The sequence below is a fragment of the Colwellia sp. TT2012 genome (assembly GCF_001440345.1).
GTDB lineage: Bacteria > Pseudomonadota > Gammaproteobacteria > Enterobacterales > Alteromonadaceae > Colwellia.
Map to the genome: position 1 here is coordinate 83585 of NZ_LJYX01000017.1, position 25747 is coordinate 109331.

Here is a 25747-nt window from a genome sequence, read left to right on the forward strand (position 1 = left end):
TGGTTTTATTTTTATCGAAATGGAAAAAGTAAATGAATCCGCTAATCAATTTCTTCGATAGTAATGCCAATGAGGTAACAATTATTACTTTCTTCTTCAATGCGCACCACACGACCACTGACATCCAGTGCTTGAACTTGACTGCTAGCTGAATCAATTTTCACTCTAACATGGGTCGAAATAGCTAATGGATGTTCAATTTCAAACGCCATACCCGTGGCACTTAAATCCCGGCAGGTAGCAAGAAAATGACTGTTTACTTCGTCATCTATAACAGTGACATAAACTTCACTATTTAACATCATGCGGTAAAAATCACGTTTATCATCAAAACCTTTCATTCGCTCTCCCAAAAAAACTATTTAATACCTTATTATTTATACTGAGCAAAAGCCAAAGTGTCAACTAACCGTCATAAAAAAGTACATTAACGGTTAACTAAGAAAAGTCCTTTAAATAATTAAGAATACGTTTTACTGATACCGGCGCGGCAGTGCCAAGGTTTTGTGCAAACAATGAAATACGCAGCTCTTCAATCAACCAACGAGTGTTAAGTAACTCACTTTCAACGGGTTTATCTTTGCGCTGTTTACCTATGATGACTTGATAGGCGTCATTCACTTTATTCACATCAATAAGTTTTAATCTATCTTGATTAGGGTCAATGGGTAGCTTCTCTAAACGACGTAACATGCCTTGTAAATAGCGAGTAATATCATCGAGTCTACTTAAGCCAGAGTCACTGACAAAACCTTTGAACACTAATTTCTCACATTGCTGTTTAATATCACCATGAGATTGGATAACATTTAACGGCACGCTACCCTTCATCTTTTTGGCCACTTCATAGCGTAAACTTAAGGCACGCTCCACTTTAATGGCGGCCGCTAATACACATTCAGCTATTTCAGCCCTAACATAATCACTACATTGAGCAAACTGTAGTTCATCACGCGGAAGTTGGCCAGCATTTTTCTGTTGAGCAAACTCTTGCACCAAAGACAAACAAGCACCTTGAATACAGTCTTGTAGTAGCTCATTGATTGTGCCAAAAGGGTTAAAATATAAACCAAGCTTGGCTTTATTCGGCAGTTTTTCCTGTAAATATTTTACTGGTGTCGGGATATTCAACAAAATAAGTCGGCTGATACCTTTTAACATGGCATCTTGTGCATGTTGCTCTTGCTCAAAAAGCTCTATGGCGACACTGCTTTTATGGTCAACTAACGCAGGAAAGGCCTTAATCGTTATATTGGCAATTTTCTTTTCATAACCTTTAGGTAATGTACCAAAGTTCCACTGAGTTAAATCGGTTTGCTCTATGCCTTTTTCTGCTACTTTTTTTATCGAGGCTTTAACTTTACCTTGTAGCTCAGCTTTAAGCTCGTTAAGGTCTCGGCCCTGCTTTAATAACTTACCTTTATCATCTACTATTTGAAAATTCATCGTTAAATGTACTGGCAGTGAAATATCATGCCAAGCATCTTCGGGTAAACGTACCCCAGTCATGCGTAATAGATGTTTTGCCAGTGCCTGTTGCAAATCACCTTGCTCGCTCGGCATTGCCGCTAAACAAGCTTGAGCATAGTTAGGTGCTGGAACAAAGTTACGCCTTAATGTTTTAGGCAGTGCTTTAATCAAAGCGATAACGAGCTCATGGTGTAATGCTGGGATCAACCAATCAAAACCAACATCCTGTACTTGGTTCAATAAGGCAATAGGAATAATAAGGCTAATGCCATCATCAATATCACCTGGCGTAAAATGATAGCTTAGCGGCAAGGTAATGTTATCTTGATGCCACAGATCTGGATAGTCTGCTTCACTCAGTTCAGCTGAGGATTCATTTAATAAAAAGGCTTTACTAAAGTCTAATAAATGACCATTAACTTGCTTGGCTTTTTTCCACCAAGCAAGAAAGCTACGTTGGCAAATAACCGTTTCGGGTAACTTATCACGGTAAAAATCTACCAAGTGCTGTTCATCAATCAAGAAATCTTTCCGGCGAGCTTTTTGCTCCAAGGCTTCAATACTTTCGACTAATTGTTGGTTTTTACTTAAGAATTTCTCTTTAATAACACAATCGCCATGAACTAACGCTTCGCGAATAAATAGTTCACGACAAGTAGCAGGCTCGATAGTATTAAAGTTAATCTTACGTTTATTGACGATAGTTAACCCATAGAGTGTCACTTGCTCAAAGGCCATCACCGCACCTTGCTTTTTCTCCCAGTGCGGCTCACTGTAATTGCGCTTAACTAGATGCTGTGCCAGCGGTTCAAGCCACAAGGGATCTATCTTGGCATTCATACGGGCAAACAATCGACTGGTTTCCACTAATTCAGCCGACATTAACCACTTAGGCGACTTTTTAGTTAATGCCGAGCCAGGGAAAATAAAAAACTTCATGCCGCGCGCGCCCTTATACTCGCGGTTTTCATCTTGTTGACCGATATGACTCAACAAGCCAGATAATAATGCTTGGTGGATAGGTGTTAACGCTGAGTCTTGCTCACTCTCTTTGCTTTTATCGTTTGCTTGACCTTGCTCAATACTGGGTAAGGTAAAACGGTAATCAACGGATGTTAACGCTATTTTTTGCTCTTTAAGCGTCATCTTTAATTGACTAAAGATATCTTGCCATTCACGTAAACGCACATAAGAAAGAAACTCTCGCTGACATAGCTTTCTAAACTGGCTTTGTGTTAAGTCTTTTTGTTGGGTATTAAAATACTGCCAAAGATTCAGTAAACTGATAAAATCAGATTGCTTGTTTTTAAAACGATTATGTTTTTCATCACTAAGCTGCTTTTTTTCATAAGGTCTTTCACGCGGGTCTTGAATGCTTAACGCGCTAACGATAATAAGTATTTGTTCTATACAACCAAACTCAATGGCGGTGATAACCATTTTGGCCAAACGTGGGTCTATGGGGAATTTTGCTAATAAGCGCCCTGACTTGGTCAGTTGTGTTGTCGTACTGAGCTGTTTACCTTTGGCTGATTTACCATACTTTTCTTGGTCATCCTTATCGACACTTTCAATAGCGGCGATTTCTTCCAATAAACGCACACCGTCGGTGATATTACGATTATCTGGAGCCTCAACAAACGGGAAGTTAGCAATGTCGCCTAAGTCTAGGGCATGCATTTGTAGAATAACCGTGGCTAAGTTAGTGCGTAAAATTTCTGGCTCGGTAAATTCAACCCGATTATTATAATCGTCTTCGGCATATAAACGAATACAAATACCATCAGAGACACGACCACAGCGGCCTGCGCGTTGATTAGCACTTGCCTGTGAAATAGCTTCAATGGGTAAACGCTGAACTTTAGTGCGATAACTATAACGAGAAATACGCGCGGTACCAGGATCAATAACGTATTTAATGCCCGGTATGGTTAAGCTCGTTTCAGCGACGTTAGTAGCCAAAATCAAGTTGCGACCACTATGAGGTTTAAATATCTGGTTTTGCTCACTAATGGTTAAACGGGCATACAGGGGTAAAATATGGGTGTCGCGTAGATTCGCGTTATTGAGCGCGGCCGCAGTATCACGGATTTCTCGCTCACCGTTAAGAAACACGAGAATATCGCCTTGGCTACACTCACTGAGTTCATCAACCGCAGATAAAATGCCACTGATAATATCGACATCTTGGCTGGATTGCGCCTCACCGTCATTCACTGGCCTATCATTTAAAGGTCTATAGCGAATTTCAACCGGAAAAGTTCGGCCTGATACTTCGATAATTGGCGCTAATACACCTGTTTTACTGGCAAAATGTTTGGCAAAACGTTGCGGGTCAATGGTTGCTGAGGTAATAATAACCTTAAGATCAGGTCGTTTAACCAGTATTTGTTTTAAATAACCTAAAATAAAATCGATATTTAAACTACGCTCATGGGCTTCATCAATAATAATGGTGTCGTATTGACGCAGTAAACGGTCTTTTTGCATTTCCGCCAGCAAAATACCATCGGTCATTAATTTAATATAGCTACGGTCACTGACTTGATCATTAAAACGAACTTTATAACCTACCTCGTCGCCTAGTTTGGTACCCAGTTCTTCGGCAATTCGGTTGGCAACGGTTCTCGCAGCAATACGCCTAGGTTGAGTATGACCAATAAGGCCATCAACACCACGACCTAGCTCTAGACAAATTTTAGGGATTTGCGTGGTTTTTCCTGAGCCCGTTTCACCGGAAATAATAACCACTTGGTTAGCTTGAATAGCTTGGGCAATTTGCTTGGCATTATCCGCTATGGGTAAACCTTCAGGATAGCTAATTTTTGGTAAATTGTTTATTTTATATTGTTTATCTTTAATTGATTTAACAATGTGGCATTGCAACTGCTCAACTAAGTTTATTTGCTTAGCTGATAACACCAATGTTGCTAATTCGGTCGCTGATTTTTTTCCCGCCTCCTTAGCAATTGTTTTTTTAAGGTTGCTTAATCTTTTTTTAAAACGTGGCACATCGCAATGTTTTGCTTGTGGCAATAATTCAAAAAGATTTTGTAGATGGGAAAATGAAGTGATAGCAGACTCAATCGAAACAGACAAAACAGACTCGGATAGAAAATCAAAAGAGCATTTTAGCAGTAATACTTCGTAATTACAGCGAGTAAAGTATTAAAAAGAGTAAGGGCAGGCAGTAAATGAGCTTTGTACGCCTATTTACCGGTGCTACTTGCCGCCTACAGCTGCAAGTAGCGCCGGTAAATCAGGAATATCACCTTAAGTATCGATATTTTTCATCAAACAGCAGCATGCTCTTTTTCAATGGATAGCCTTGCTCGGCCATGCTGATAACAAGCTTGTAATACTTCATTGCGAGAGATAGTACCCAGTAAATTGTCATCATCATCAATCACTGGGTACACCTTAGGTTTATTTTCTCGCATGCTTTGTCCTAGCTCAATGATACTGGCATAGGGTTTTACTGATAAAACATCTTTACGCATAATATCTTTGATCATGGCAACATGTTCATTAAAATAAAGGCTTTCTAACATAATAGCCAAAACATCACCTTCAGAAATAAAGCCTAATAATTTATAGTTTTCATCAATCACTGGCCCGCCAATTTGCTTAGTTTTTAAAAAACGTAAGGCAGCTTCTTCAACAGACATATTCTCGGTAAAAGTGACTGGGTAGTGATTCATATATTCTTGTACTTTTAATGATTCCATTTTAACCCCTAACTAAATAGTAATTTAGACTTTTCATTGTTATTAAATCGAGCGTTTCCTTAATACTAACTCTAGCTAAGCCTTTGCCATAAAACCACTTTTCGCTTGTTTTTATTACACTTTTATTAGTAGACGGGGGCATTTTATTGAACAATAACTTGCCAAGTTAATGAAAGATTTTGTCGGGTTTAAAATGTCAGCCAAGTTATTGTATTTTTTCTTATAACAATGAACAAAGCCAATTAGACTAGGCTTGTCAAACAGACAGCACGTTGCACTAAAATAGTTAGGTTAAGCGGTTAAATCCACAGAACGACCTTTTCGATCATCAGCAGAGCTTCGGCTTGACTCTGCAGCGCGACTTTCTTGATCTTGGCGATTAACCTCTTGTTGCTGATCTTTAATGCGCTGATCTTCTTGTTGACTTGCAATGTGTTGACGCTGTTGTTGCAACACTTGAGCTACAGAGCCATTACCTTCGATTGACGAAACCATCTCAACCTCCATAAATAGTTGACACACCAAAACATCATGATGCTCTCTCTGTCTATTATTATAGCAGCCTAGGTAACAAAACTAACGTCAGGGAAATTACCTATGAGCATCAAACCGCCGCCAATAAGCAAGGGCCGTTCAAATGATCCGCGATAAAAAAGAGTAACTACGTGCACGGTTCATTATTCATCGATAAAACAGTGATTAAGCATAATAAAGTTCATGAAAAACTAATGCTTTTATTTTACCCTAGATAAAGAGTTACTTGAGCCGGATTTAGCTTAGTTATAACCCAAAATATAAAAAGGATTATCATCTTTATCGAGTAATTCCTCCCAACTTTGTCCGGGGGGGTGCTCACTAAAATTATGACTATGCTTATCAACCTGAGGTGTTACCTTGGCATTTTGTTGATATAAGTCCAGCAAAGCTGCTGACATTATTATCCGTCTATGATTACTATTACTTGACATACGACTACCCTCAACTTAGTAAAATGACGCTACACGTTTTACTTATTACATCTATGATTAATAATAAAAGATAAAGCATTAATAGTGCCAAATTTAATATTTTATTAGTTATTGATGTTGTGGAGATTTTTTCACTCGTTATCCAGCTGACGGTTAATTTTATCTTATTGCAACCAATGAATCGCAGTTTGCAACACTGCGATTTGAACTTACCATCAAAAAACGCTAGCCATTGGGTATTGATAAGCCCTTTAGCTAGCGTTTATCGGTAATGGAAGTCAAGGGCCGCTTAATTGATGGTTAGTTGCGCTCGTTGGCAAGTTTTACCTCTGTCGCTTTTAATGCATTTTCATGCCAATATTGCCAGTGCATATGCAAGTCATCTTCGATTAAATGTGCCGGCTGTAAGTAATCTTTATAAGTATAGCGATAAAATTGACGTGGTTTGTGTGGATTATTGTCTTGTGCTTCAGCGACATAGTTTGCATTATGCTCAACAAGCCACTGATTAAATTCATCCTTAAACTTCTTTCCTGACTCAGCTAATAGTTTTTTATAGCCGGCAAAAAAATCAGTCTTTAACAAGTGTGCCATATTTCTATAATCAGCTTGATGGCGTTCATTCATAAAACGCACCGCTAAATAGCCCCAACGATACACTCGGTCGGTACCATCTTTATATTCTGTATTGAAAACATCCGCTAAACTCGGCCAATCATGCGCTTGAGTATCATTGAGCAATTTAAAAGCTTTAGGATTATTATCTTCCTTAGCTACATATTCAGCCAACCCTTCAGACCACCACACCATATGGCTAGGAAAGTGATTAAAGGTGTCGTATTTTACGAAGCGACCATCTAAGTAATGAACAAATTCATGATTTAGGTTCCACACGGCAAATTCAGGTCTAAGCCAAAAGTGCTCGAATGAATAGAAAGTAGCAATATTATCGGGATCTTGTGTGGTGCCCTCTATGTACATACCGCCATTATCGGTATTGATATCAAAAACTAATTGACCGTATTTATTATATTCTGCGTGATTATCAAAAATAACCACACGTAATTTATCGTTGAAATCATTGGCTACCGGCTGATTATTGGTGGCTAAGATGTTATGAAAATTACTTTCTTGAGAAATCAATTGTTGGCAAGTGTCATTTAACTGCTCTATAGACATAGCTTGGCTTAGAATATAAATTCGGTCAGAGCACTCATGATTGCTAGGTAAAGCTTGTTCAATCGTGGGTGTAATACAGCGACCGGCTAATGTCCCCTCTTCACATGCTGATTTTCCTCGAAAAGTGTTGACCACATAAGGAACACTAAAAAGCGTTTTGCTTTGCTGGGGTGATACTTGTTCATTTATAGTTAAAGCAGCCCAAACACTGTTATCAAGGGCAGCCATTTTAGCTTCGACTTGCAGTGTTAACGTGTCATCATCTAAGTGTTTTTGCTCGTCACTTGTATGCTGATAATATTCATTCCAATATTCTTTATTATATAAATTATAATATTGGGCCAATGCCCAAAGTGCGTGTTTTCTAGGCCAATCATTATTGGCTAAGGTATTATTTTTAGCAGTAATAAATTGGATTAGCGCCTGTGGTAATTTATCTTCGCCTAATAGCGTTTGGGTAAATACGCTGTTATTTTTTCTTCGCGCTTCGTAGGGTAAAATGGCACTCGCGCGAAGAATTTCCCATAAAGCATAATCAATAGCCTTATCATTTACGCGCTCCGCACCCGCTAAATCAGCACTCGCATAAAGATTTATTAACTGAGTTAACGGTTTTACCTGCTCAGCAGTAAAAGGCTGTAATGGTGCTAAAAAATACAAACGGTATAGGGCAACAGCATAATTTTCATGCAAACGCGCCGTAGTTTGGTTTACTTCAAAGAATCCCGGCATATTGTACAAATGGGTCAAGGCATTGTTAACCGATTCGGCCGTATCAGCAGCCCAGTCTTTATCGCGACCAAAACTACTGTAGATACGTAAATAGAAAGTTAGCTTTGCCAAATTATCATTGTTTAACTTACCTTTTAAGGCTTCAAGTGAAATTGCATCGGCAACCGCTTTAAGCAAGCCCGCTTGATAATGGTTAAAGTCTTGACTCCACAATTGTTCAACATCTGTCGCTAATATTTGGGCAACCATAGGATCAATCGCTGCCGAGGTTATGCTGGTGTTTACTTGCGGCGCTATCGTGTTATGAGTACTGGAGCTACAAGCAGCAATGAGCGAAGTAATCGCAACGGCGGCAAGTGTCATTGAAAATTTCTGCATCTAGATATCTTTGTTGTTTTAATGATAAATTATTATTGCATACAATATACCCTCGGTACACTGGCTATTTAGTTCAGGCGGTTACTTATACCAAGTCCATTAAGGGAATCCCTCTCAGAACTTGCCAGCGGTTTGAGAACAAATAGAATTTCTTTCATATAGTCACTCTATATGAAAGAAATTCTGTGCGGTTACCGAATAGCTGGAAAGCTCCCGAAGGGCGAGTTTAAAATCAGTGAGGTATTAATATTTTTTAAAAATCAATGAGGTATTAATACCACCAAAAGCAAAGTTGTTAGTCATAATGTAATCTGTTTTTCTTGTTAGGCCCTCACCTTGGATATAGTTTAAATCGCCACATTGAGGGCCAACATCGGTCAAATTGGCCGTTGGTGCGAACCAGTTATCATTCATCATGTTAATACTTGCCCAAGCTTCAATACTGCCACAAGCACCCAGAGTATGACCCAAATAGCTTTTAAGAGAGCTTATCGCGGTATCTTTACCTAGCGCCTTTTCTGTCGCCTGAGTTTCAGCAATATCACCTTTTTCTGTTGCCGTGCTATGCCCATTAACATAACCAATGTCGCTTGGCTGTATAGCGGCATCTTTTAGTGCCATTCCATAGCAATTTGCATAGTTTCAACTGAAGGTTGCGTGACATGTTGACCATCTGAGTTAGTGCCATAGCCAACGAGTTCCGCAAGGATTGTCGCGCCGCGAGCTTGAGCTGACTCATAACTATCCAGAATAAAGCTACAAGCGCCTTCCCAAATCACTAAACCATCACGCTGAGCATCATAAGGTTTAGGGTTGTTTTTCGGCTTGTCATTTTGTGTACTGGTTGCAAATAAAGTGTCAAAAACTGCCGCTATGGTGACACACAGCTATTCAGCGCCGCCGGCGATCATTGCGGTTTGTTTGCCGTATTTTATTCCTCGGGTACAGCTAAGTCACAATAACTATAAACAACCTGGGTATTAGTTTGCTGACACTGCATACTGGCTTCAATAAGACCTTAAAAAAAAGTGTTAGAACCGGTACTAATGGTAGTAGTTGCCGCGGTATTTTATGTTGCTATGCTAAATAATCCCGTGGTGGCGTTATGGACTGACAAGGAAAATTTGGTCGGTGATAAGTTTTCACCTAAGGCGGCGTCTTTAATTAGCGTAATTGTTTTGGCTAAATCACCATGCTGAGAAGCAAATATTAAGGGTAAGTTTTGCTTTAATGCTGCTGGCATATCCAAACAATGCAGAGCAATCTTACTAAAGGGGCTTAACCTTCTTAATTGCCCCCTTAGGATAATACTGAGGCTTGGCTATGATAAAGTCTTCGGCTAGCTTTAATTTGTTATTCGCCCATGAAGTCAGTGATAAGCTATTATCTTGGCCTTGGAGCCATACATTAATATTGTTTATATAAACTTTCATTATTATTTTGTAGTAACTGTAACGACGTGTCTTAGATTGTTTTTATTTTATTACCAGACACTTTACCAAAATGCTATTTAGTCTACAAATTTGTTTGCCCAGATAATGACAATAACAACAGCAAGTAAGACCAATAATATTTGATTCTCTATACGTAAATTATCTTTAAAACAGCATATTGTAGAGTAAAAGTACCAGCACTGTCACTGGCATTAACTTGATTTTAACTTTCTAGCTATTTTATTTTCCATCGGCTAATTCATCGTCAATGATCAAAAAACCGCTGCTATTGAACTTCACCCTATTGAGCATTTCCTGCCAATAGATGGGGTTATTTCATCATTTTTATTGGCCGTCATTTAAAATGCCAACTTCCCACTGTGATAGTATACCCAAGCGACTTGAAGATGTGTGTTTCAGGATGCTTGAGCGATTCATGATCAAGGCCGCTTTCTTTTATTAATGGTTATTCAGGAGAATATGCTCCTGCATTCTCTATTAAGCTGCATCCATGCAGCGTCCTTAAAAAAGGAAGTAACGAAGAGTATGATTTGCTCAGACATCCCCGCAGGGCTGGTTTAAAAATGCTTTATGCTGCGTTATTGATTTCGACAAGGGAACAACCATTCTCTTCAATCAATGCCTTGCCAAAAGGCATTTTTAATTCCAGCTGAAACCAACATCTTCATGTGGTTTGGGTATATACGTAAAAGGTCGATGACCCATTGCTGCCCCTTAACTGAACTTAAGCAACTTAATTTAACTTAACCTTCTTTTAGCAAGTAGAGAGCCTTATGAAATTTTTACATACCATGGTACGCGTAAGAGATTTAGACAAATCTCTTGATTTTTATATCGATAAACTGGGTTTAATTGAGACTAGGCGAACTGAAGTAGCCGCGGGTAAATTCACCTTAGTTTACTTAGCCACCGAAATTGGCGGCCCTGAAGTTGAACTGACTTACAACTGGGGCTCTACAGAAGAATACTCTGCAGGGCGCAGCTTCGGCCACCTAGCTTTTGAAGTTGATGACATTTATCAAACTTGTCAAAAATTACAAGACGCCGGCATAACTATTAATAGACCACCACGTTGTGGTCATATGGCCTTTGTTAACTCACCCGATGGTATCGCTATTGAGTTATTACAAAAAAATGGCGCTTTAGCGCCGCAAGAGCCGTGGTTAAGCATGAAAAACAGCGGCAGTTGGTAAAGTTACCCCTAAATCAATACCCTAACGGCCACTGATAGCGATGAATAAAGAACAAAGCCCGATACCGACAAAGTTCAGTAGCGGGCTTTTAGTTAGCTCAACGGTTTTAGCAGAATGATATGCCTGGATTACTGCTTATGCGGCTTATGTTGCTACTGTCTCTCCGGCTTTAAAGCTTCTTTTAGCGCAGCTAAACACAAGACAACATTTTCATTACGTGCCGCATAGCCCATTAAACCAATACGCCATGCTTTACCAGCAAAAGCACCTAAACCTGCGCCAATTTCTAAATTATATTCATTTAATAAAAAATGTCGCACTTTGGCATCATCAACACCTTGGGGAATAGTTACCGCATTAAGCTGCGGTAAGCGCTCAGATTCTGGCACAATAAAATCTAGCCCTAAATCACTTAAACCAGCACTTAATTTATCATGCATGGCTTTATGTCTAGCCCAGCTATTTTCTAAGCCTTCATTTTGTAATATCACTAATGATTCATGCAAGGCATATAAAGAATTAACCGGGGCGGTATGGTGATAACTGCGTTTACCTGCTCCCGACCAATAGCCCATTACCAGTGTTTGATCTAAAAACCAACTTTGCACAGCAGTGCTGCGATTTTGAATTACCGCGGCGGCTTTATCACTAAAACTCACCGGCGATAAACCCGGTACACAAGATAAACATTTTTGACTACCTGAATACACGGCATCTATTTGCCATTCATCAACGCGCAGTTCAACACCGCCCAGTGATGTCACCGCATCAACTATGGTTAAACAATCATATTGCTTGGCAATAGCGCATAACGCTTTGGCATCTGATAACGCCCCCGTTGAAGTTTCCGCATGAACAAAGGCGACAAAATTGGCTTGTGGGTTGGCTTGTAAAGCCGCCTCTAAAGCAGAGGGTTGCACCGCTCTGCCCCATTCTCCCTCAACAACCACCAATTTAGCACCAATACGATTAACATTTTCAATCATGCGCAGGCCAAATAAGCCATTAACACAAACAACCACAGTATCATTTACCGTCAGCAAGTTAACAAAACACGTTTCCATACCGGCAGAGCCTGGAGCAGATACCGCCATGGTAAACTTGTTTTTAGTTTGAAATGCATATTGCAGTAATTCTTTTATTTCATCCATCATACCGATAAAACAAGGGTCAAGGTGTCCTATGGTCGGCCTTGCCAGCGCAGATAAAACACGGGGACTCACATCTGATGGTCCTGGACCCATTAAAGTACGTTGCGGTGGAAAAAAAGATTGGATTGTCATGTACGCCTCTCAAAGGTTTCATTATAAAATAATGTGAAATTTATCACTGGCTTTATCATGCTTTAAAACCAGCCATAAGTAGAATAAACCACCCTTATCCTAATTATTCACTTGATAAATATCAATCAAATAGTCGGTATACTACATGCTGATCAGATCAATTTTTACCAAGCCTTATACTGACTTTTGGCAAGTAAGCATCATACTGTTATGATAGCGCCATTATTTCTTACCTCTAAGCTAACATGGCCCTTAAAGCAACTATATATAAAGCTAATATCGAACTTGCCGATATGGATCGTAATTATTACGATAGCTTGCAACTTACCCTTGCTCAACACCCCTCTGAAACACCACAGCGATTAATGGTGCGTTTAATGGCTTTTATCCTTAATGCTCACCAAGACTTACGGTTTGGTAAAGGCTTGAGTGATGAAAGTGAAGCGGCACTTTGGCAAGTTAATTACAGCGATGAAATTAATCTGTGGATTGAACTGGGACAGCTCGATGAAAAGCGCTTGAAGAAAGCCTGTAATCAAGCAAAAGCGGTTAAGCTGTATTGTTATGGCACCAGTGTAAAGACCTGGTGGTCACAAGTTGAACAAAACCTGAATAAATTTGAGCGCTTAACCATAGAGCAATTTGAACCAAGTACCTGTGAAGCCTTAGTTAAGCTACTTAGCCGTAATATGGACTTTCAATGCAGTATTCAAGATGGTCAATTATGGTTAACTTCAGGTGAAGAAACCCTTTTGGTTGAAACCATAAAACTCAAGTAAGAGACTCGAACAACGATGAATAAACGTTTTAAGCCTGTTGCCCTAGCAACCTCTATAACCCTAATTTCATTGGCCAGCTTATCTTTAACTAGCTGTAGCAACGTGAATCTAGCACGCGATACTGATCAGACTCAAAAAAGTGTCGCCGCTACCTTAGATAGCACCATCACCTTAGCGCAAATCAGCAAAGATGTTAGCTATTTAGCCAGTGATGCGCTCAAAGGCCGTAATAACTTTACCTTAGAAATTCGCCAAGCCGCCGATTTTATCGCAAAACGCTTTAACGAGGTAGGTCTTAGCCCAGCGCAGAGTGCACCCAATTTCAAACAGCAATATTCGCTGCAGAGAATCATACCTGATACACTTAGCGTGGAAATTAATGGCCAAGAAATTTCTGTTGAATCGTTAGCAATGGCAACAACAAAAATTGATTTTTTATGGAACAGTAATACCCTAAAAGGTAATCAATCAATAAAAGGTTCACCCGTCAATACTGTCATGATTGGTGAAAACGACAATTTACGTAAAGCGCTGAGTGAGCTAAACAACCAAGGCGGTCAACATTTAGTTTTATTGCACCCAAAACATGAAAAAAGTTTTAAACGCTATCAAAGTTATTTTGCTCGTGGGCTAACTAAACTTGTCGATGAAAAGTCCACTGCTGATAGCGGTGGCGTAATCGTTATCGTATTAACAGATATCAGCCAAATAAAACGTTTTACCGTTAAGGGTAAAGCCAACGTTACTGATACCACCTTAAGTAATGTCGTTGGCATTTTACCCGGTAAAAGCAAAGCGCATGAAATTGTGCTCTATTCAGCGCATTATGATCACCTAGGTGTTAAACCCAGCGTTGATGCGACACCTAACAGTACTCCCCTAACAGGTAATGAAATTTTTAATGGTGCCGATGATGATGCATCCGGTGTTTCAGCCATTATCAATTTAGCCAATCACTTTGCCATAATGGGCAACAATGAAAGAACCTTAATGTTCGCGGCTTTTAGTGCCGAAGAGATTGGTGGTTTTGGCTCACGTCATTTTTCTACCCAGGTAGAGCCAAAACAAATTACCGCCATGATCAACATTGAGATGATTGGCAAGCCCGCGATATTTGGTGAAGGTACTGTGTGGATGACCGGTATGGATCGCTCAAATTTAGGAGAGCAATTAAATCAGGCACTAGCATCACAAAACTTAAAAATTTATGCCGACCCTTATCCTAAACAAAATTTATTTTATCGCTCAGATAATGCTACCTTAGCTAGATTAGGGGTACCAGCACATAGTTTTAGCAGTACACAACTAGATAAGGATCAACATTATCACCAAGTCAGCGATGATATTAATAGCTTGAACTTACCGTCAATGCTGCAAGTCATTAGAATGCTAGCGACCGCAACTACGCCACTGGTAGATGGCTCTATTACCCCTTCACGTATTGACCCAAATAAAGTAAAACGTAACGGGCTTATTTATTAAGGACAGTTACTAGGCTCTTTAACCCGGTAAGTTTACCTTAGGCGTTTTATTCAATTCGTTTCCTTAGTTCGAGAGTAAGGATTGCTGCTTAGCTTAAACTAAGCGGCAATCACCTCTAATGGGCAACGTAATAGATATTCCAAGCGAGTTTTTTTCTCTACTTGAAAACCATGCCTAAGATACAAACCTCTCGCTGGATTTTTCAATAATACATTTAGGGTGATCGGTAAGCATAATTGCAAAGCCCGCTTTTTCACTACCGTCAGCACCTTACTACCTATGCCCTTACCTTGGTATTTAGGCATAATTTGTATCTGTCGAATGTGTAAGCTTTTATGGGTATTATTAAGCGCCACCACACCCATTTTGATCAAACCAATAGGTTTACGGTCCGCCAAAATAATGTGACTTTCATAAAAATGTTCTTTGATGCGAACTAAGTGTTGTTCGTCGGTCATACGAATACCTGCCGCGAGCAAATGCTGGGTCATGGTTTTTCTACGTAATGACAACAAAAAATCTATATCTTCGTGTTTAACTTTTCGAAAGCCAAGGGTAAATTTCATGTTTGAGTGTCCATTTACGCTTAGAAGTAAGATTATCACTAAGTTTACTTCTTTTGTGCAGAGCACAACACCTATTGGTCGTAATTATATAACAATCTATCGAGCTTTCATTGAATTAGTGCTACACCTTAGGGCACACTAGAGATAATGCAAACTATAGTAAGTGGAATGAGAATAGTATGACCTTTAAAAAATCCCTTTTAGTCGTTGCTGTTGCAACGGCTTTATTGAGTGCTTGCTCAGCAGAAAAAATTGCCCAACAAGATAATAACAAGCAAGCAACTGCCGCAGCTAATGTAACCGCGCTAACAACACAAACTGCTTCAGAGCAAGCGAATGAATTATTCGATACGATTTTCCAGCAAGGCGTTGATCGTAACCCCGTTAGGCAGACTTATTTAGGTATTAAAAAAGATTATGACAAATGGCATGATCTTTCCGAAGAAAACGCCGCCAAAGAGCTAGCCATAGCCAAAGAAAACCTCGCCTTAATCCAAGCCATTGACGTCAACACTCTTGATGCACAAACTAAAATAAGTCGCAGTTTATACCTTCAAAACTTTGAAAATCACATTGCCGATTATAAATGGCGTTTTCATAATTACCCAGTTAATCAAATGTACGGCACCCATTCACAAATACCTGCCTTTTTAATTAACCAACATTCAATCAGTAATGTAAAAGAAGCTCAAGATTATATTGCTCGTGTACACGGGGCGCACAAACTATTAGTACAACTTGTTGAACAACTAAAATTACGCGAAGAGAAAGGGATTATCGCCCCTAAATTTGTTTTTCCACATGTCATTAGAGATTCAAAAAACATTCTAGTCGGCGCGCCATTTGATGATGGAGAAAACAGTACGATATTTGCCGATTTCACCGGTAAAATAGCTAAACTCAGTATTAGTGATGACGAAAAAACGACTCTAATTACCGAGGTGAAAGCCGCATTAATCGACAGTTTAAAACCAGGTTATGAGCAATTAGTCACCTACTTAACCGCACTTGAGAAAAAAGCTGATACTCGTGATGGTGCATGGAAATTCCCTGACGGAGAAGCTTTTTACAACAATGCTTTAAAACGTACTACTACCACCGATTTAACCTCAGAACAAATTCATAACATTGGCTTAAGTGAAGTTGCACGTATTCATGATGAAATGCGCGTCATCATGAAGAAAGTCGCTTTTGACGGCAGTCTAAACGAGTTTTTCGATTTTATGCGTAACGACAAGCAATTTTATTACCCGGCGACCGTTGAAGGTAGACAACGCTATATCGACGAAGCAGTAGCACTTATCGATGATATGGAAGGCCGACTAGATAGCTTGTTTTTAACAAAGCCCAAAGCGGCATTAAAAGTTAAAGCGGTAGAAAGCTTTAGAGAGAAATCTGCCGGTAAAGCGTTTTATGAACGCCCTGCTCCAGATGGCTCACGTCCGGGTATTTATTACGCCAATCTTTATGACATGAAAGCTATGCCTATTTATCAAATGGCAGCTTTAGCTTACCACGAAGGTATTCCAGGCCATCACATGCAATTAGCTATCAAGCAAGAATTAACCGGCATTCCAATGTTCCGTAAATTTGGTGGTTATACTGCCCATACTGAAGGTTGGGGCTTATATTCAGAGATGATCCCAAAAGAAATTGGCTTATACCAAGACCCTTATTCTGACTTTGGTCGCTTAGCCATGGAATTATGGCGCGCGTGTCGTTTAGTAGTTGATACCGGTATTCACTCAAAAAGATGGCCACTTAAACAAGGTATAGAGTACTACGCTACCAATACCCCTAATGCTATGTCTGATGCAGTTAAAATGGTAGAGCGTCATGTGGTAATGCCTTCTCAAGCAACCGCTTATAAAATTGGTATGAACAAAATCATTGAATTACGCGAACATGCAAAAGTTCAGCTGGGTGACAAGTTTGATATTCGTGAATTTCATGACGTAGTATTAAAAAATGGTCCGGTACCGCTTAACGTTTTAGCCGACTTAATTAATGACTACATAAAAACTACAAAATCCTAGTTTAATGTTTGTTAACCCTAGCTAAGGTTAACTGTCCTTAGCTAGGGCAACAATTAAACCCTTAATACTTTCGATAAAATCTGCGCTGACCCCGCGGGTTTTTTATGCTCAACTTTCAAACACAAAATCATGGAGCCCTACCTGTTTACGAGACTGTGTTGTAGTTTGGTGTGGGTAAGCAATAATTCATTTTATAAAGCTTATTTTATCCACGTTTGATCTGAGTATTCCTTGTTATCTTCTAAAAAAAGATAGCAAAAAATGAAAGATAGCTGAAAGATAGCAGACACCCACTTAAATGGAAATAATGAGTAGCATCAACTATGCTCAAATAACCATCAATTAATATCTTTGAGAGTTATTATGGCCACGGCAAGAAAACAGCAAATAAGCTTAGTTGATACACCTTATTATCATTGTGTTTCTCGTTGTGTTCGCCGAGCATATCTATGTGGAGAAGATAAATTTACCGGACAAAATTATGGACATCGACGTGCTTGGGTCGCCGATAAATTACAGGCATTAAGTGACGTGTTTTCGATTGATGTTTGTGCGTATGCGGTCATGAGTAATCACACCCATTTGGTGTTGTTTATTGATGAGCGGCAAGCGAAGTCATGGTCAATGCATGAAGTGATTAGCCGTTGGCATCAGCTATTTAAAGGAACCTTGCTAACGCAACAATATTTACGCGGTGAGCCACTTATTGACACGCTTCAACAAGTTGTAGACGAAACAGCCAAGGTTTATCGTCAGCGATTGATGAATATCAGTTGGTTTATGCGTATCTTAAATGAAACTATCGCTAAACAAGCCAATCGAGAAGATGGCTGTACTGGACGATTTTGGGAAGGGCGTTTTAAATCTCAAGCCTTGCTTGATGACGCCGCGTTAATAGCCTGTATGGCTTATGTCGATTTAAATCCCATTAGAGCTAAGATAGCTAAAACCCCAGAAACATCCAAGTACACCAGTATTCAACGACGGATAAAAGCCGCAATTAAAGGGCAACAAGCCCAGCAACTACTGCCCTTTATTGGCAATCCAAGAAAGAACATGCCTACAGGTTTACCGTTTGCATTAAATGACTATATCCAATTGCTTGATTTAACCGGCCGTTGTATTAGAGCCGATAAACGCGGTTATATAGACAAAGCCCAACCTGAAATATTAACCCGTTTAGGTATAAGTCACGAAAACTGGTTGGTGTTAACTACACAATTCAGACAATGTTTTCATGGTGCGGTAGGTAGAGCGCAAGCACTCACGGATTTTTGCGAGCATCAACATTTGAAAAAACGAGCAACGGTGTCAATTTGCCAAAAGTTACTTGCTTAATAATCCATATAACTCATCTAGATATATCAATCACTTAAGGCTAGTTGTGCCTTAAATTGGGTGAAATCTCTATTTTACTAAATTAATTTGAATACCCTCTTCGTCACCATAATACTCAAAGTTAAACTCTGCCCAATGTAAATCAGTAACGATGATTTATTGATCTTATGTATTAATTATTTTGAGTGGGTGTCTGGTGTTTTTGGTGTTTTTGTTGAAAAGAATAAAATAAGGCGCTCAAACCAACAGTCACCGTCGACTGTGACTCATTGCTTTGGACTATTAGCTACCTTTATTTTCTGCTTATTTAAGTGTAAACCGCCTATAATTGAGAGGAATATACCAATATAGAGTATGCTACTGCTCATTGAATTTTTTGTTGTTATTTATGATCATTAGCGTAAAAAATATAGCTGTTGCCGAAGTCAGCTGTTCAAACTGCCAAGCATGTTGTTGTAGTTCCGAAGTCAGGATCATTTCCGAGACTGGGGTTCCTGATCAGCATATTTATGTTGATCAGTATGGCAATGAATCCATGTTGCGATTAGATGATGGCTGGTGCTCAGCTTTAGATCGAAATACTTTACTCTGTTCTATCTATGAAAGTCGACCGTGGATTTGCCGAGAATTTGAAATGGGCTCATATGAATGTATCAGTGAACGCACAGAAAAAATGTAATGTGCTACGCCTTTAGCACAGTGAACTTTCCTCCCCTACACCTTGCTTAAACGCAACATACCGTTGGCGGTGTTTCCTTGCTCAACAATTTCCAGGCCCTTATTGAGGCTCTAGACAACTCAGGATATTTAGTTATGCCATCCATTTTAGCTTTTTTAATTTTATTTTATTTAGTTGCTTATGCTTATGACAAAACCATTGATAATGAAATTAAAAGCAATCAAGCATTAGCTAACAAGTTAACCGAATTTAAATATTTTCATTCACTACAATCACGACCTAAAGCACTTTCTTCCGTGTTAACGTTCAAATTTATGGGTATCTCAACGGCTTTAAATATTGTTGGTAGTATATTTTCTTTAATGATGTATCTAGGTTTAGGTTTTGGTCTCTATTTTATCGCGCAATAATTAGCGAATAAACCGCATCACTTGGTGGGACTGTTTGAAATTTTCGTGATTTAAAATCAGCTATTTTTGTTAGCTGTCTTGGTATAGAATCCGCCTATAATTTTACTTATTAAAATGTTCTAAACGATAAAGTCCAAAACAGTAAGCTTTACTGGCAACACCTTCTTATCACTTTCTAACATGACACCAAACAAATGAATGATATAACAATAGCAACCCACAACGGTAATTTTCATGCAGATGATGTTTTCAGTATCGCTGCACTTAAGCACATTTTCCCTGCTTTTAACCTAGTACGCACCCGTGATTTAGACATTATCGCCAAGGCCGATATTGTCATTGATGTTGGTGGTGAATATGATCCAGATACCGGCCGCTTTGATCATCATCAACGAGGTGGTGCGGGTGCGCGTGACAATGGTATTCCCTATTCCTCGTTTGGTTTAATTTGGCAAAAATATGGCCTAGCAATATGCCAGGATAACCAAGAGCTAGCAGATGCTGTGGATACTGAGCTCGTATCAACCATTGATGCCATCGATTGTGGTCATGTCGAAGGTGTTGCTACAGGTATTAGCCTTAGCCAAACTATTGCCATGTTTAACCCGACTTGGCAAGAAGATAGTCACTTTGATAGCTGTTTTGATGAAGCCGTTGATTTTGCCGCACGGGTATTAACACGATTCATTGCCGCGGCTAACGGCGGCATCAGTGCGAAGGACATTGTCGCTAAAGCTATTGAAAATGCTGAAGATGCAAGAGTGATAGTCTTAGAAAAATATACCCCGTGGAAAAGAACGGTGCATGCCTTATCTACTGAGGCTTTATATATGGTTTACCCCTCTGGCTCTGGTCAATGGCGCATTCAAACAGTACCGGTTGAACCAGGTTCATTCGAAGACAGAAAGTCGCTACCTAAAGCATGGGCTGGCTTATCCGAGCAAGCACTTCGAGATGTGACCGGACTTGATGATGCTATGTTTTGCCATAATGGCTTATTTATTGCTGGTGCAGAGTCATTTGCCAGCACAATGAAAATGGCAGCTATGGCACTGAAAGAATAACAACATAACAATTAAAATTAGCATCTAGCACCTTCTATCATTAACTTATGGCTACTATAGAAGGTGATAAATGACTGCCGGTTAGGTCGACTTACAAGGTAAATAAGACATCACTGCGGATAATGTATTTAACCCCTTTCGTGATGGCAACTGAGCTATGTATACAGTGCAATGGATGCATACCATGAGGAAAGCATAATACGCTACCTGCTGGTGTGCGAACATCAATATTGACCACATCATCACCCGCTTGTGCCGGCTTAGTTGGCTCGTTTGCATTCACTAAGAAACGTGTTGCACCGCCTTGAAAGTCGTCACTGAGGAAAATTAACAAGGTCATTTGACTATATCGGTCGGGAAAAGCATTCGCTACCAGCTCATTATCTATGATGCGGCTACCTGGCCAAGAGCCATCAGAATGAGGCTTAAAAAAGTCATCTTGGTTATATCGATAAAATCGAAAACGAGCGTTAATGCCTATCGCTTTATCACCGTTAAAAATCCCTTGTCTATCATCCATTAAGTGAGCCATACGCTGCCAAATAGTGCCATCCGTTTTTTCATCAACAATCCACGTTAAACTGTCGTTATGACGGACACTTCGAGGTAAAGACACCGGTGCATCAGGCAAGTAACCAAGTTGCTCACTAATCGCTATTAAATTTTCACATTCGGCTTTAGACAAGACGTTTAATAGCTGAAATGCACCGGGTACTTGCGCTAACTCGTGGCGCTCAACTTGACCATTATCGTGATCATGACGCAATTTTACCGGATTTGACTCGGTATTACCCCAGGCTGGTAATGATGGATTTTCAGCGCCCGGCTCTAACGCTACCACAAAAAATTTAGCCTTGGTGTCTCTATCTAACTGCATAGTTATCTCTTATCGTTATTTCTTTTTGCTCAAGTGTCTTAATCGAGACAGCTCCCTGTCATTGCTTATCCGCCTTATTTACTGATAATGCGCAGCTGAGTAAACTGTCGATGACCGGCGGCTGTGCCATGAAAACCAAAGCCACTTTGCTTAGCACCTACCCATGGCCCTGCCCCACCCGGACCTTGATTCACTCCCACCATGCCAGCTTCCATTTGTTCGGCAACGTCAGCAGCACCCGCGCCACCAAATACCGTGGCACCTAAGCCATAAGGGCTAGCATTAGCGCGGGTAATCGCCTCTGAAATATGATTAAAACGGCTAATAGCTACGATAGGACCAAAGGTTTCATCATGCTCTAAACACATATCAGCCGTGATATCTGCCACTACGGTAGGTTGAATAAAAGGCAGCTCATAGTCTGCTGTACCTAACAGGAATCTTGCGCCTTTTTCCTCGGCATCTTTAAGCTGGGAAATAACACTTTTATGTTGTTTCTGATTAACAATAGGCCCGATATTGACGTTTTTTTGGTCCCAAGGGCCTACTTGGTAACGGCTAGCAAGTGCCACGACCTTTTGTTCAAATTCATCGGCAATACGAGCATCAACATAGACACGCTCAGTTGACGTACACATCTGTCCGGCATTTTCAAAGGAACTGGCGACAGCAAATTGCACCGCTTTATCAATATCAGCGCTGGCCATAACAATCATGGCATCATTACCTCCTAGCTCCATCACTAAGCGTTTAAGCGATGATGCGGCACTGGCCATGATGTGTTTACCCGCCGCGAGCGAACCGGTAAACGCCACCATATTGATATCAGCATTGACCAAGGCTTTTCCCGTTTCGGCGTCGCCATGGGCAAGTTGTAACACCCCTTCAGGCAATACTTCATTAAGGGTATTGACAAAAAGCTCGGCCACTAACGGTGTTTCTTCTGACGGTTTTAACACCACAGTGTTACCCGCCATTAATGCTGGCAACAGTAAATTATTTGCCATGGCCAGTGGATAATTCCAAGGGGAAATAACAGCGACTACACCTAGGGGCCGATATTGCAGTTCAACGCCATGTCCCTGCGACTCGGGTGCAAGAGCACTGGCAATTTCTTGGCAAAAGTAATCGGCATTTTGCACAGTACCAGCCACTTCATAACTCGCCCGTTGATAGTCTTTGCCCATCTCTTTACTGATCAACAGTGTCAGCGGCTCTTGCACTTTAACGAGCTGCTCATAGGCAAGTATTACTTGCTGGTGCCGTTCACTTAATGACAACGCAGCCCAAGCTTTTTGTGCGTGCTTGGCTCGTTTAACAACACCGGACATTTTTTCAGCGGTCGTTATTGGCACTTCACCCAGTGCGAGTTGAGTGATGGGATCGTAAGAGACGAGCATGGACATCGATTTGTTCCTTAAAGCTGCATTTGCTTTCGTTATAACAAGTTATCATTGGTTCTTGTGCTACATTATGATAGCGTGGAGAATTAAAGCAACCAGTATACTTTTAGTAACCAGGCTAATTTGATTGAAATTAAGATGAAAAGTACTTTAAAAACAAAGAATAAAAATATAAAAATAAATAGTGATAGCTGTGCAGAACCCTGTTCAATTGAGCGGGGTATGCGAATATTAGGAGGCAAGTGGAAGGCTTCAATTCTATGGCATGTCAAAGATGGGCCAGTGCGCTTTAATGACCTCTCTCGCATGCTTAGTGGTGCGAGTAAAAAAATGGTCGACCAACGCCTGAAAGAACTAGAAAGCCAAGGGCTCGTTAACCGAGAAGTAATTTGTACTCGCCCTATTGCGGTTACTTATGAGATCACCGATTTTGGTCGTAGTGCACTCGATATATTAGAGAAACTTAAAGATTGGACCGAAGAAAACAACCTCTAAAACAAGACAAACTAGCTAACGAGTTGGCACTGAGACTGGCTTTTTGCTTATTCTTCGTTATGATAGCCAGCTTAATTTTGCCTATATGCGGGCGTTTGTTATATTGGAGTATGTCAAAATGAATAGCATTGATCTATTTGTAAAAAACTGGGGCAGTAAAAACGTCATGGTACCAATAGCCAGTGATGATATTGCCGAGCTTGAAGAAAAATTAAATGCTTTTTTACCTGACTCATATAAATATTTAATTTCAAGCTATGGCTTGGTGCACTCGCCAAATGTGTTAACTAAAATATGTGATTTAGGCGTCAATATTTCTGAAGTGCAAGACTTCTTAAGCCTAGACGATGTGTTTTCACTATCAAAACTCTATGAAATGGGTGGTATGCCAAAGGGGCATATTTTGTTTGCCTCTGATTGTAAGGGCAACATGTTTTGTTTCAAACTGAGCGATTGTGCAAGTGCACAAACAGATGTCGCCGTATGGTTCTATAACTATGGTTTATGCACAGTGACAAAAGTATCTGACTCTTTCAGCGAGTGGCTAGAACAGTTTAATGACCTTTAAAAAGCTTAACAGCGTGTCATAAGACCTAACAATTAGAAAGCGGTCAGCCACGCTTAACTTAACGCTCCTGCCAACAGCCCTCTTTGTCTACCGGTAATCAGCAACTACCGGCAGAGCCAGTGGTTTACCGAAATTAAATTAACCATGCCTTTATTGAAGAAGCTAACAGTTAACTCAAATATTATTTTAAAAGTTCACTAAGGTCGAAATAAATCTAAACTTAATACAACTTCATTTCCTAACCAATATGCATACTCAGTATGATCTTGAAGATTGTCACCCGTTAACGCATGCACTAATACACTTAATCCTTGACGGTTATCTTCAAGCCACGGAATAAATTGCTCAAAGTCATTTGATGAAAAAGTTATTTGACAGCTCCACTTAGGGTGAGGACCAATAGGTTTTTGATGCACCCTACCAATTTTTAACGTAAATAAATCACCTGCCTTTTGACATAAATCTTTAGCAAACTCGATCGTTCCTTGCTCAAAATAAACATGGGCATGGTAATAGTCATGAATATTAACTGGCGATTTCAGTTTGTTCATCTATTTATTTCCTTCTTTCTTATTCTCAGTGGTGTATGAAGTATTAATTTCTACTTAGCGCCGTGTTATACCAAGTCCATTAAGTGAGTCTCACTCAGAACTTGCCAGCGCTTTGACAATAAATAGAATTTTTTTGCATATAGTCACTCTATATGAAAGAAATTCTGTGCGGTTACCGAATCGCTGGCAAGATCCCGAAGGGCGATTACCTAATAAAAAGTAAAGGCTTATATGCTGCGTTATTGATTTTGATAAGGACGCTGCATGGATGCGGCTTAGTAGAGAATGCAGGAGCATATTCTCCTGAGTAACCATTATCTACAATCAATGCCTTGCCTCTAAGACTTTTAATTCTCGCTGAGTCGGAAGAAATTTATTGGAATTGGTATTAAGCGAACTAAAAGTATTCATACCATTGTACTTTAGTTTAAATACGTGCAATAAGTTTATGTGCGTGAGCTAAAGTTTTCGATTGATCTCGACCAAGCCCACTGCTGTCAATAAATGTGACATCGGTAATGCCAATAAAACTCAACACATGTCGTAAATAATTTGAAATAAAATCAAGTTCAGTGCCTAATTTAGTGCCACCAGAAGCAATAATAATATAGGCCTTTTTATTATTTAATAAACCAATCGGCCCATTATCCCCGTATCGAAAAGTTAATTTAGATCTAACAACTTGGTCAATCCACGCCTTAAAAGCTGCCGGCACACCAAAATTATAAATAGGAAGACCAATAACAATTAAGTCAGCATTATTGAGTTCATCAACTAATATATCAGACGTTGCCAAGTATTTATTTTGCTTTGCACTTCGTTCTTCAACCGCAGTGAAATTAGCATTAATCCAGTTTTCATCAATTAAAGGAATACCTTCAGCCAAATCTCTAATGGTTACTTTGCTATTTTTTTCACTGCTATGTTGTTTACCAGTAAGTTGCTTAATTAACTTATCTGATAAATCTCGGCTAAAAGAGCCTGTTTTTCTCATGCTTGCGTCAAGTCTTAAAATACGTTTAACCATGTCATCCTCTATTGCAATATTGATAGCTTGTTAAATAACATAAACACCTACCGTTTAATTTAAATATGTGAAGTAGGTGTTTATGTA

General features: G+C 39.7%; 23 protein-coding genes and 1 pseudogene. 10 read left to right on the plus strand and 14 right to left on the minus strand.

Annotated features, from left to right (window positions below):
* Positions 1 to 41 precede the first annotated feature (41 nt).
* The 8 genes and pseudogenes from ASU03_RS10055 to ASU03_RS19900 form a co-directional block, all read right to left on the minus strand.
* On the minus strand, positions 42 to 341 hold the full coding sequence (locus ASU03_RS10055) for a PilZ domain-containing protein (RefSeq protein WP_057831709.1): 300 nt from the start codon (positions 339 to 341) through the stop codon (positions 42 to 44).
* 97 nt (positions 342 to 438) lie between these two features.
* Complete coding sequence (gene hrpA, locus ASU03_RS10060; protein WP_231731550.1) at positions 439 to 4569, minus strand: ATP-dependent RNA helicase HrpA; 4131 nt, start codon at positions 4567 to 4569, stop codon at positions 439 to 441.
* Positions 4570 to 4763: 194 nt separating this feature from the next.
* Positions 4764 to 5198 (minus strand): CBS domain-containing protein, encoded by a 435-nt coding sequence (locus tag ASU03_RS10065; protein ID WP_057831710.1) that lies wholly within the window; start codon positions 5196 to 5198, stop codon positions 4764 to 4766.
* A gap of 291 nt (positions 5199 to 5489) precedes the next feature.
* A complete protein-coding gene (locus ASU03_RS10070) occupies positions 5490 to 5693 on the minus strand; it encodes a hypothetical protein (RefSeq protein ID WP_057831711.1) in 204 nt (67 codons plus the stop codon).
* A 281-nt stretch (positions 5694 to 5974) separates the two neighbouring features.
* Positions 5975 to 6166: a hypothetical protein gene (locus tag ASU03_RS20730; protein ID WP_157465881.1), complete on the minus strand. Its 192-nt coding sequence runs from the start codon at positions 6164 to 6166 to the stop codon at positions 5975 to 5977.
* Between the two features lie 300 nt (positions 6167 to 6466).
* Positions 6467 to 8455, minus strand: a complete 1989-nt coding sequence (locus ASU03_RS10075; RefSeq protein ID WP_057831712.1) for a collagenase — start codon at positions 8453 to 8455, stop codon at positions 6467 to 6469.
* Positions 8456 to 8698: 243 nt separating this feature from the next.
* Positions 8699 to 9390, minus strand: a pseudogene (locus ASU03_RS19895) (beta-ketoacyl-ACP synthase); the annotation flags it as partial.
* A 134-nt stretch (positions 9391 to 9524) separates the two neighbouring features.
* Complete coding sequence (locus ASU03_RS19900) at positions 9525 to 9764, minus strand: beta-ketoacyl synthase chain length factor (protein ID WP_082627241.1); 240 nt, start codon at positions 9762 to 9764, stop codon at positions 9525 to 9527.
* 918 nt (positions 9765 to 10682) lie between these two features.
* Here ASU03_RS19900 and ASU03_RS10085 point away from each other — a divergent pair.
* Positions 10683 to 11102, plus strand: coding sequence for a VOC family protein (locus ASU03_RS10085; protein ID WP_057831714.1), 420 nt, complete (start codon positions 10683 to 10685; stop codon positions 11100 to 11102).
* Positions 11103 to 11254: 152 nt separating this feature from the next.
* Here ASU03_RS10085 and ASU03_RS10090 read toward each other — a convergent pair whose 3' ends face one another.
* Positions 11255 to 12385 (minus strand): pyridoxal-phosphate-dependent aminotransferase family protein, encoded by a 1131-nt coding sequence (locus ASU03_RS10090; RefSeq protein ID WP_057831715.1) that lies wholly within the window; start codon positions 12383 to 12385, stop codon positions 11255 to 11257.
* A 245-nt stretch (positions 12386 to 12630) separates the two neighbouring features.
* Between ASU03_RS10090 and ASU03_RS10095 the strand changes: the two genes are divergently transcribed.
* Positions 12631 to 13164: a YaeQ family protein gene (locus ASU03_RS10095; RefSeq protein WP_057831716.1), complete on the plus strand. Its 534-nt coding sequence runs from the start codon at positions 12631 to 12633 to the stop codon at positions 13162 to 13164.
* Between the two features lie 15 nt (positions 13165 to 13179).
* Complete coding sequence (locus ASU03_RS10100; protein WP_057831717.1) at positions 13180 to 14646, plus strand: M28 family peptidase; 1467 nt, start codon at positions 13180 to 13182, stop codon at positions 14644 to 14646.
* A gap of 98 nt (positions 14647 to 14744) precedes the next feature.
* On the opposite strand, the gene ASU03_RS10105 is transcribed toward ASU03_RS10100, so the two are convergent.
* Positions 14745 to 15212, minus strand: coding sequence for a GNAT family N-acetyltransferase (locus ASU03_RS10105; RefSeq protein ID WP_057831718.1), 468 nt, complete (start codon positions 15210 to 15212; stop codon positions 14745 to 14747).
* Between the two features lie 179 nt (positions 15213 to 15391).
* Between ASU03_RS10105 and ASU03_RS10110 the strand changes: the two genes are divergently transcribed.
* The 5 genes from ASU03_RS10110 to ASU03_RS10125 all read left to right on the plus strand — a co-directional run bounded on the left by ASU03_RS10110 (position 15392) and on the right by ASU03_RS10125 (position 20739).
* Entirely contained in the window at positions 15392 to 17248 is a 1857-nt protein-coding gene (locus ASU03_RS10110) for a DUF885 domain-containing protein (protein WP_057831719.1), read from the plus strand.
* A gap of 363 nt (positions 17249 to 17611) precedes the next feature.
* Positions 17612 to 18586, plus strand: coding sequence for a transposase (locus ASU03_RS10115; protein WP_057831720.1), 975 nt, complete (start codon positions 17612 to 17614; stop codon positions 18584 to 18586).
* Between the two features lie 388 nt (positions 18587 to 18974).
* Positions 18975 to 19265, plus strand: a complete 291-nt coding sequence (locus ASU03_RS19910) for a YkgJ family cysteine cluster protein (protein ID WP_082627242.1) — start codon at positions 18975 to 18977, stop codon at positions 19263 to 19265.
* Positions 19266 to 19399: 134 nt separating this feature from the next.
* Positions 19400 to 19675 carry a hypothetical protein gene (locus ASU03_RS10120; RefSeq protein WP_057831721.1) on the plus strand — a complete coding sequence of 92 codons (276 nt, stop codon included), beginning with the start codon at positions 19400 to 19402 and terminating at the stop codon, positions 19673 to 19675.
* A gap of 194 nt (positions 19676 to 19869) precedes the next feature.
* Positions 19870 to 20739: an MYG1 family protein gene (locus tag ASU03_RS10125; RefSeq protein ID WP_057181209.1), complete on the plus strand. Its 870-nt coding sequence runs from the start codon at positions 19870 to 19872 to the stop codon at positions 20737 to 20739.
* Positions 20740 to 20830: 91 nt separating this feature from the next.
* Here ASU03_RS10125 and ASU03_RS10130 read toward each other — a convergent pair whose 3' ends face one another.
* Both ASU03_RS10130 and ASU03_RS10135 read right to left on the minus strand, forming a co-directional pair.
* Positions 20831 to 21616 (minus strand): prolyl hydroxylase family protein, encoded by a 786-nt coding sequence (locus tag ASU03_RS10130; RefSeq protein ID WP_057831722.1) that lies wholly within the window; start codon positions 21614 to 21616, stop codon positions 20831 to 20833.
* 74 nt (positions 21617 to 21690) lie between these two features.
* A complete protein-coding gene (locus ASU03_RS10135; protein ID WP_057831723.1) occupies positions 21691 to 23022 on the minus strand; it encodes an aldehyde dehydrogenase family protein in 1332 nt (443 codons plus the stop codon).
* A gap of 135 nt (positions 23023 to 23157) precedes the next feature.
* Between ASU03_RS10135 and ASU03_RS10140 the strand changes: the two genes are divergently transcribed.
* Both ASU03_RS10140 and ASU03_RS10145 read left to right on the plus strand, forming a co-directional pair.
* Positions 23158 to 23514 carry a winged helix-turn-helix transcriptional regulator gene (locus ASU03_RS10140; RefSeq protein ID WP_057831724.1) on the plus strand — a complete coding sequence of 119 codons (357 nt, stop codon included), beginning with the start codon at positions 23158 to 23160 and terminating at the stop codon, positions 23512 to 23514.
* A gap of 118 nt (positions 23515 to 23632) precedes the next feature.
* Entirely contained in the window at positions 23633 to 24082 is a 450-nt protein-coding gene (locus ASU03_RS10145; RefSeq protein WP_057831725.1) for an SMI1/KNR4 family protein, read from the plus strand.
* Positions 24083 to 24279: 197 nt separating this feature from the next.
* Here the strand turns inward: ASU03_RS10145 and ASU03_RS10150 are convergent, their stop codons facing one another.
* Positions 24280 to 24633, minus strand: coding sequence for a DOPA 4,5-dioxygenase family protein (locus tag ASU03_RS10150; RefSeq protein WP_057831726.1), 354 nt, complete (start codon positions 24631 to 24633; stop codon positions 24280 to 24282).
* A 427-nt stretch (positions 24634 to 25060) separates the two neighbouring features.
* A complete protein-coding gene (locus ASU03_RS10155; protein WP_057831727.1) occupies positions 25061 to 25660 on the minus strand; it encodes an FMN-dependent NADH-azoreductase in 600 nt (199 codons plus the stop codon).
* Positions 25661 to 25747 lie beyond the last annotated feature (87 nt).

What these genes read in the sequence shown, in the direction of transcription:
- ASU03_RS20730 (WP_157465881.1), bottom strand. Translation starts at nt 6,166, where the DNA reads ATGTCAAGTAATAGTAATCATAGACGGATAATAATGTCAGCAGCTTTG.
- ASU03_RS10155 (WP_057831727.1), bottom strand. Translation starts at nt 25,660, where the DNA reads ATGGTTAAACGTATTTTAAGACTTGACGCAAGCATGAGAAAAACAGGC.
- ASU03_RS10130 (WP_057831722.1), bottom strand. Translation starts at nt 21,616, where the DNA reads ATGCAGTTAGATAGAGACACCAAGGCTAAATTTTTTGTGGTAGCGTTA.
- ASU03_RS10115 (WP_057831720.1), top strand. Translation starts at nt 17,612, where the DNA reads ATGGCCACGGCAAGAAAACAGCAAATAAGCTTAGTTGATACACCTTAT.
- ASU03_RS10055 (WP_057831709.1), bottom strand. Translation starts at nt 341, where the DNA reads ATGAAAGGTTTTGATGATAAACGTGATTTTTACCGCATGATGTTAAAT.
- ASU03_RS10070 (WP_057831711.1), bottom strand. Translation starts at nt 5,693, where the DNA reads ATGGTTTCGTCAATCGAAGGTAATGGCTCTGTAGCTCAAGTGTTGCAA.
- ASU03_RS10120 (WP_057831721.1), top strand. Translation starts at nt 19,400, where the DNA reads ATGCCATCCATTTTAGCTTTTTTAATTTTATTTTATTTAGTTGCTTAT.
- ASU03_RS10100 (WP_057831717.1), top strand. Translation starts at nt 13,180, where the DNA reads ATGAATAAACGTTTTAAGCCTGTTGCCCTAGCAACCTCTATAACCCTA.
- ASU03_RS10110 (WP_057831719.1), top strand. Translation starts at nt 15,392, where the DNA reads ATGACCTTTAAAAAATCCCTTTTAGTCGTTGCTGTTGCAACGGCTTTA.
- ASU03_RS10140 (WP_057831724.1), top strand. Translation starts at nt 23,158, where the DNA reads ATGAAAAGTACTTTAAAAACAAAGAATAAAAATATAAAAATAAATAGT.
- ASU03_RS10065 (WP_057831710.1), bottom strand. Translation starts at nt 5,198, where the DNA reads ATGGAATCATTAAAAGTACAAGAATATATGAATCACTACCCAGTCACT.
- ASU03_RS19910 (WP_082627242.1), top strand. Translation starts at nt 18,975, where the DNA reads ATGATCATTAGCGTAAAAAATATAGCTGTTGCCGAAGTCAGCTGTTCA.
- ASU03_RS10095 (WP_057831716.1), top strand. Translation starts at nt 12,631, where the DNA reads ATGGCCCTTAAAGCAACTATATATAAAGCTAATATCGAACTTGCCGAT.
- ASU03_RS10085 (WP_057831714.1), top strand. Translation starts at nt 10,683, where the DNA reads ATGAAATTTTTACATACCATGGTACGCGTAAGAGATTTAGACAAATCT.
- ASU03_RS10125 (WP_057181209.1), top strand. Translation starts at nt 19,870, where the DNA reads ATGAATGATATAACAATAGCAACCCACAACGGTAATTTTCATGCAGAT.
- ASU03_RS10075 (WP_057831712.1), bottom strand. Translation starts at nt 8,455, where the DNA reads ATGCAGAAATTTTCAATGACACTTGCCGCCGTTGCGATTACTTCGCTC.
- ASU03_RS10135 (WP_057831723.1), bottom strand. Translation starts at nt 23,022, where the DNA reads ATGTCCATGCTCGTCTCTTACGATCCCATCACTCAACTCGCACTGGGT.
- ASU03_RS10105 (WP_057831718.1), bottom strand. Translation starts at nt 15,212, where the DNA reads ATGAAATTTACCCTTGGCTTTCGAAAAGTTAAACACGAAGATATAGAT.
- ASU03_RS10090 (WP_057831715.1), bottom strand. Translation starts at nt 12,385, where the DNA reads ATGACAATCCAATCTTTTTTTCCACCGCAACGTACTTTAATGGGTCCA.
- ASU03_RS10150 (WP_057831726.1), bottom strand. Translation starts at nt 24,633, where the DNA reads ATGAACAAACTGAAATCGCCAGTTAATATTCATGACTATTACCATGCC.
- ASU03_RS10145 (WP_057831725.1), top strand. Translation starts at nt 23,633, where the DNA reads ATGAATAGCATTGATCTATTTGTAAAAAACTGGGGCAGTAAAAACGTC.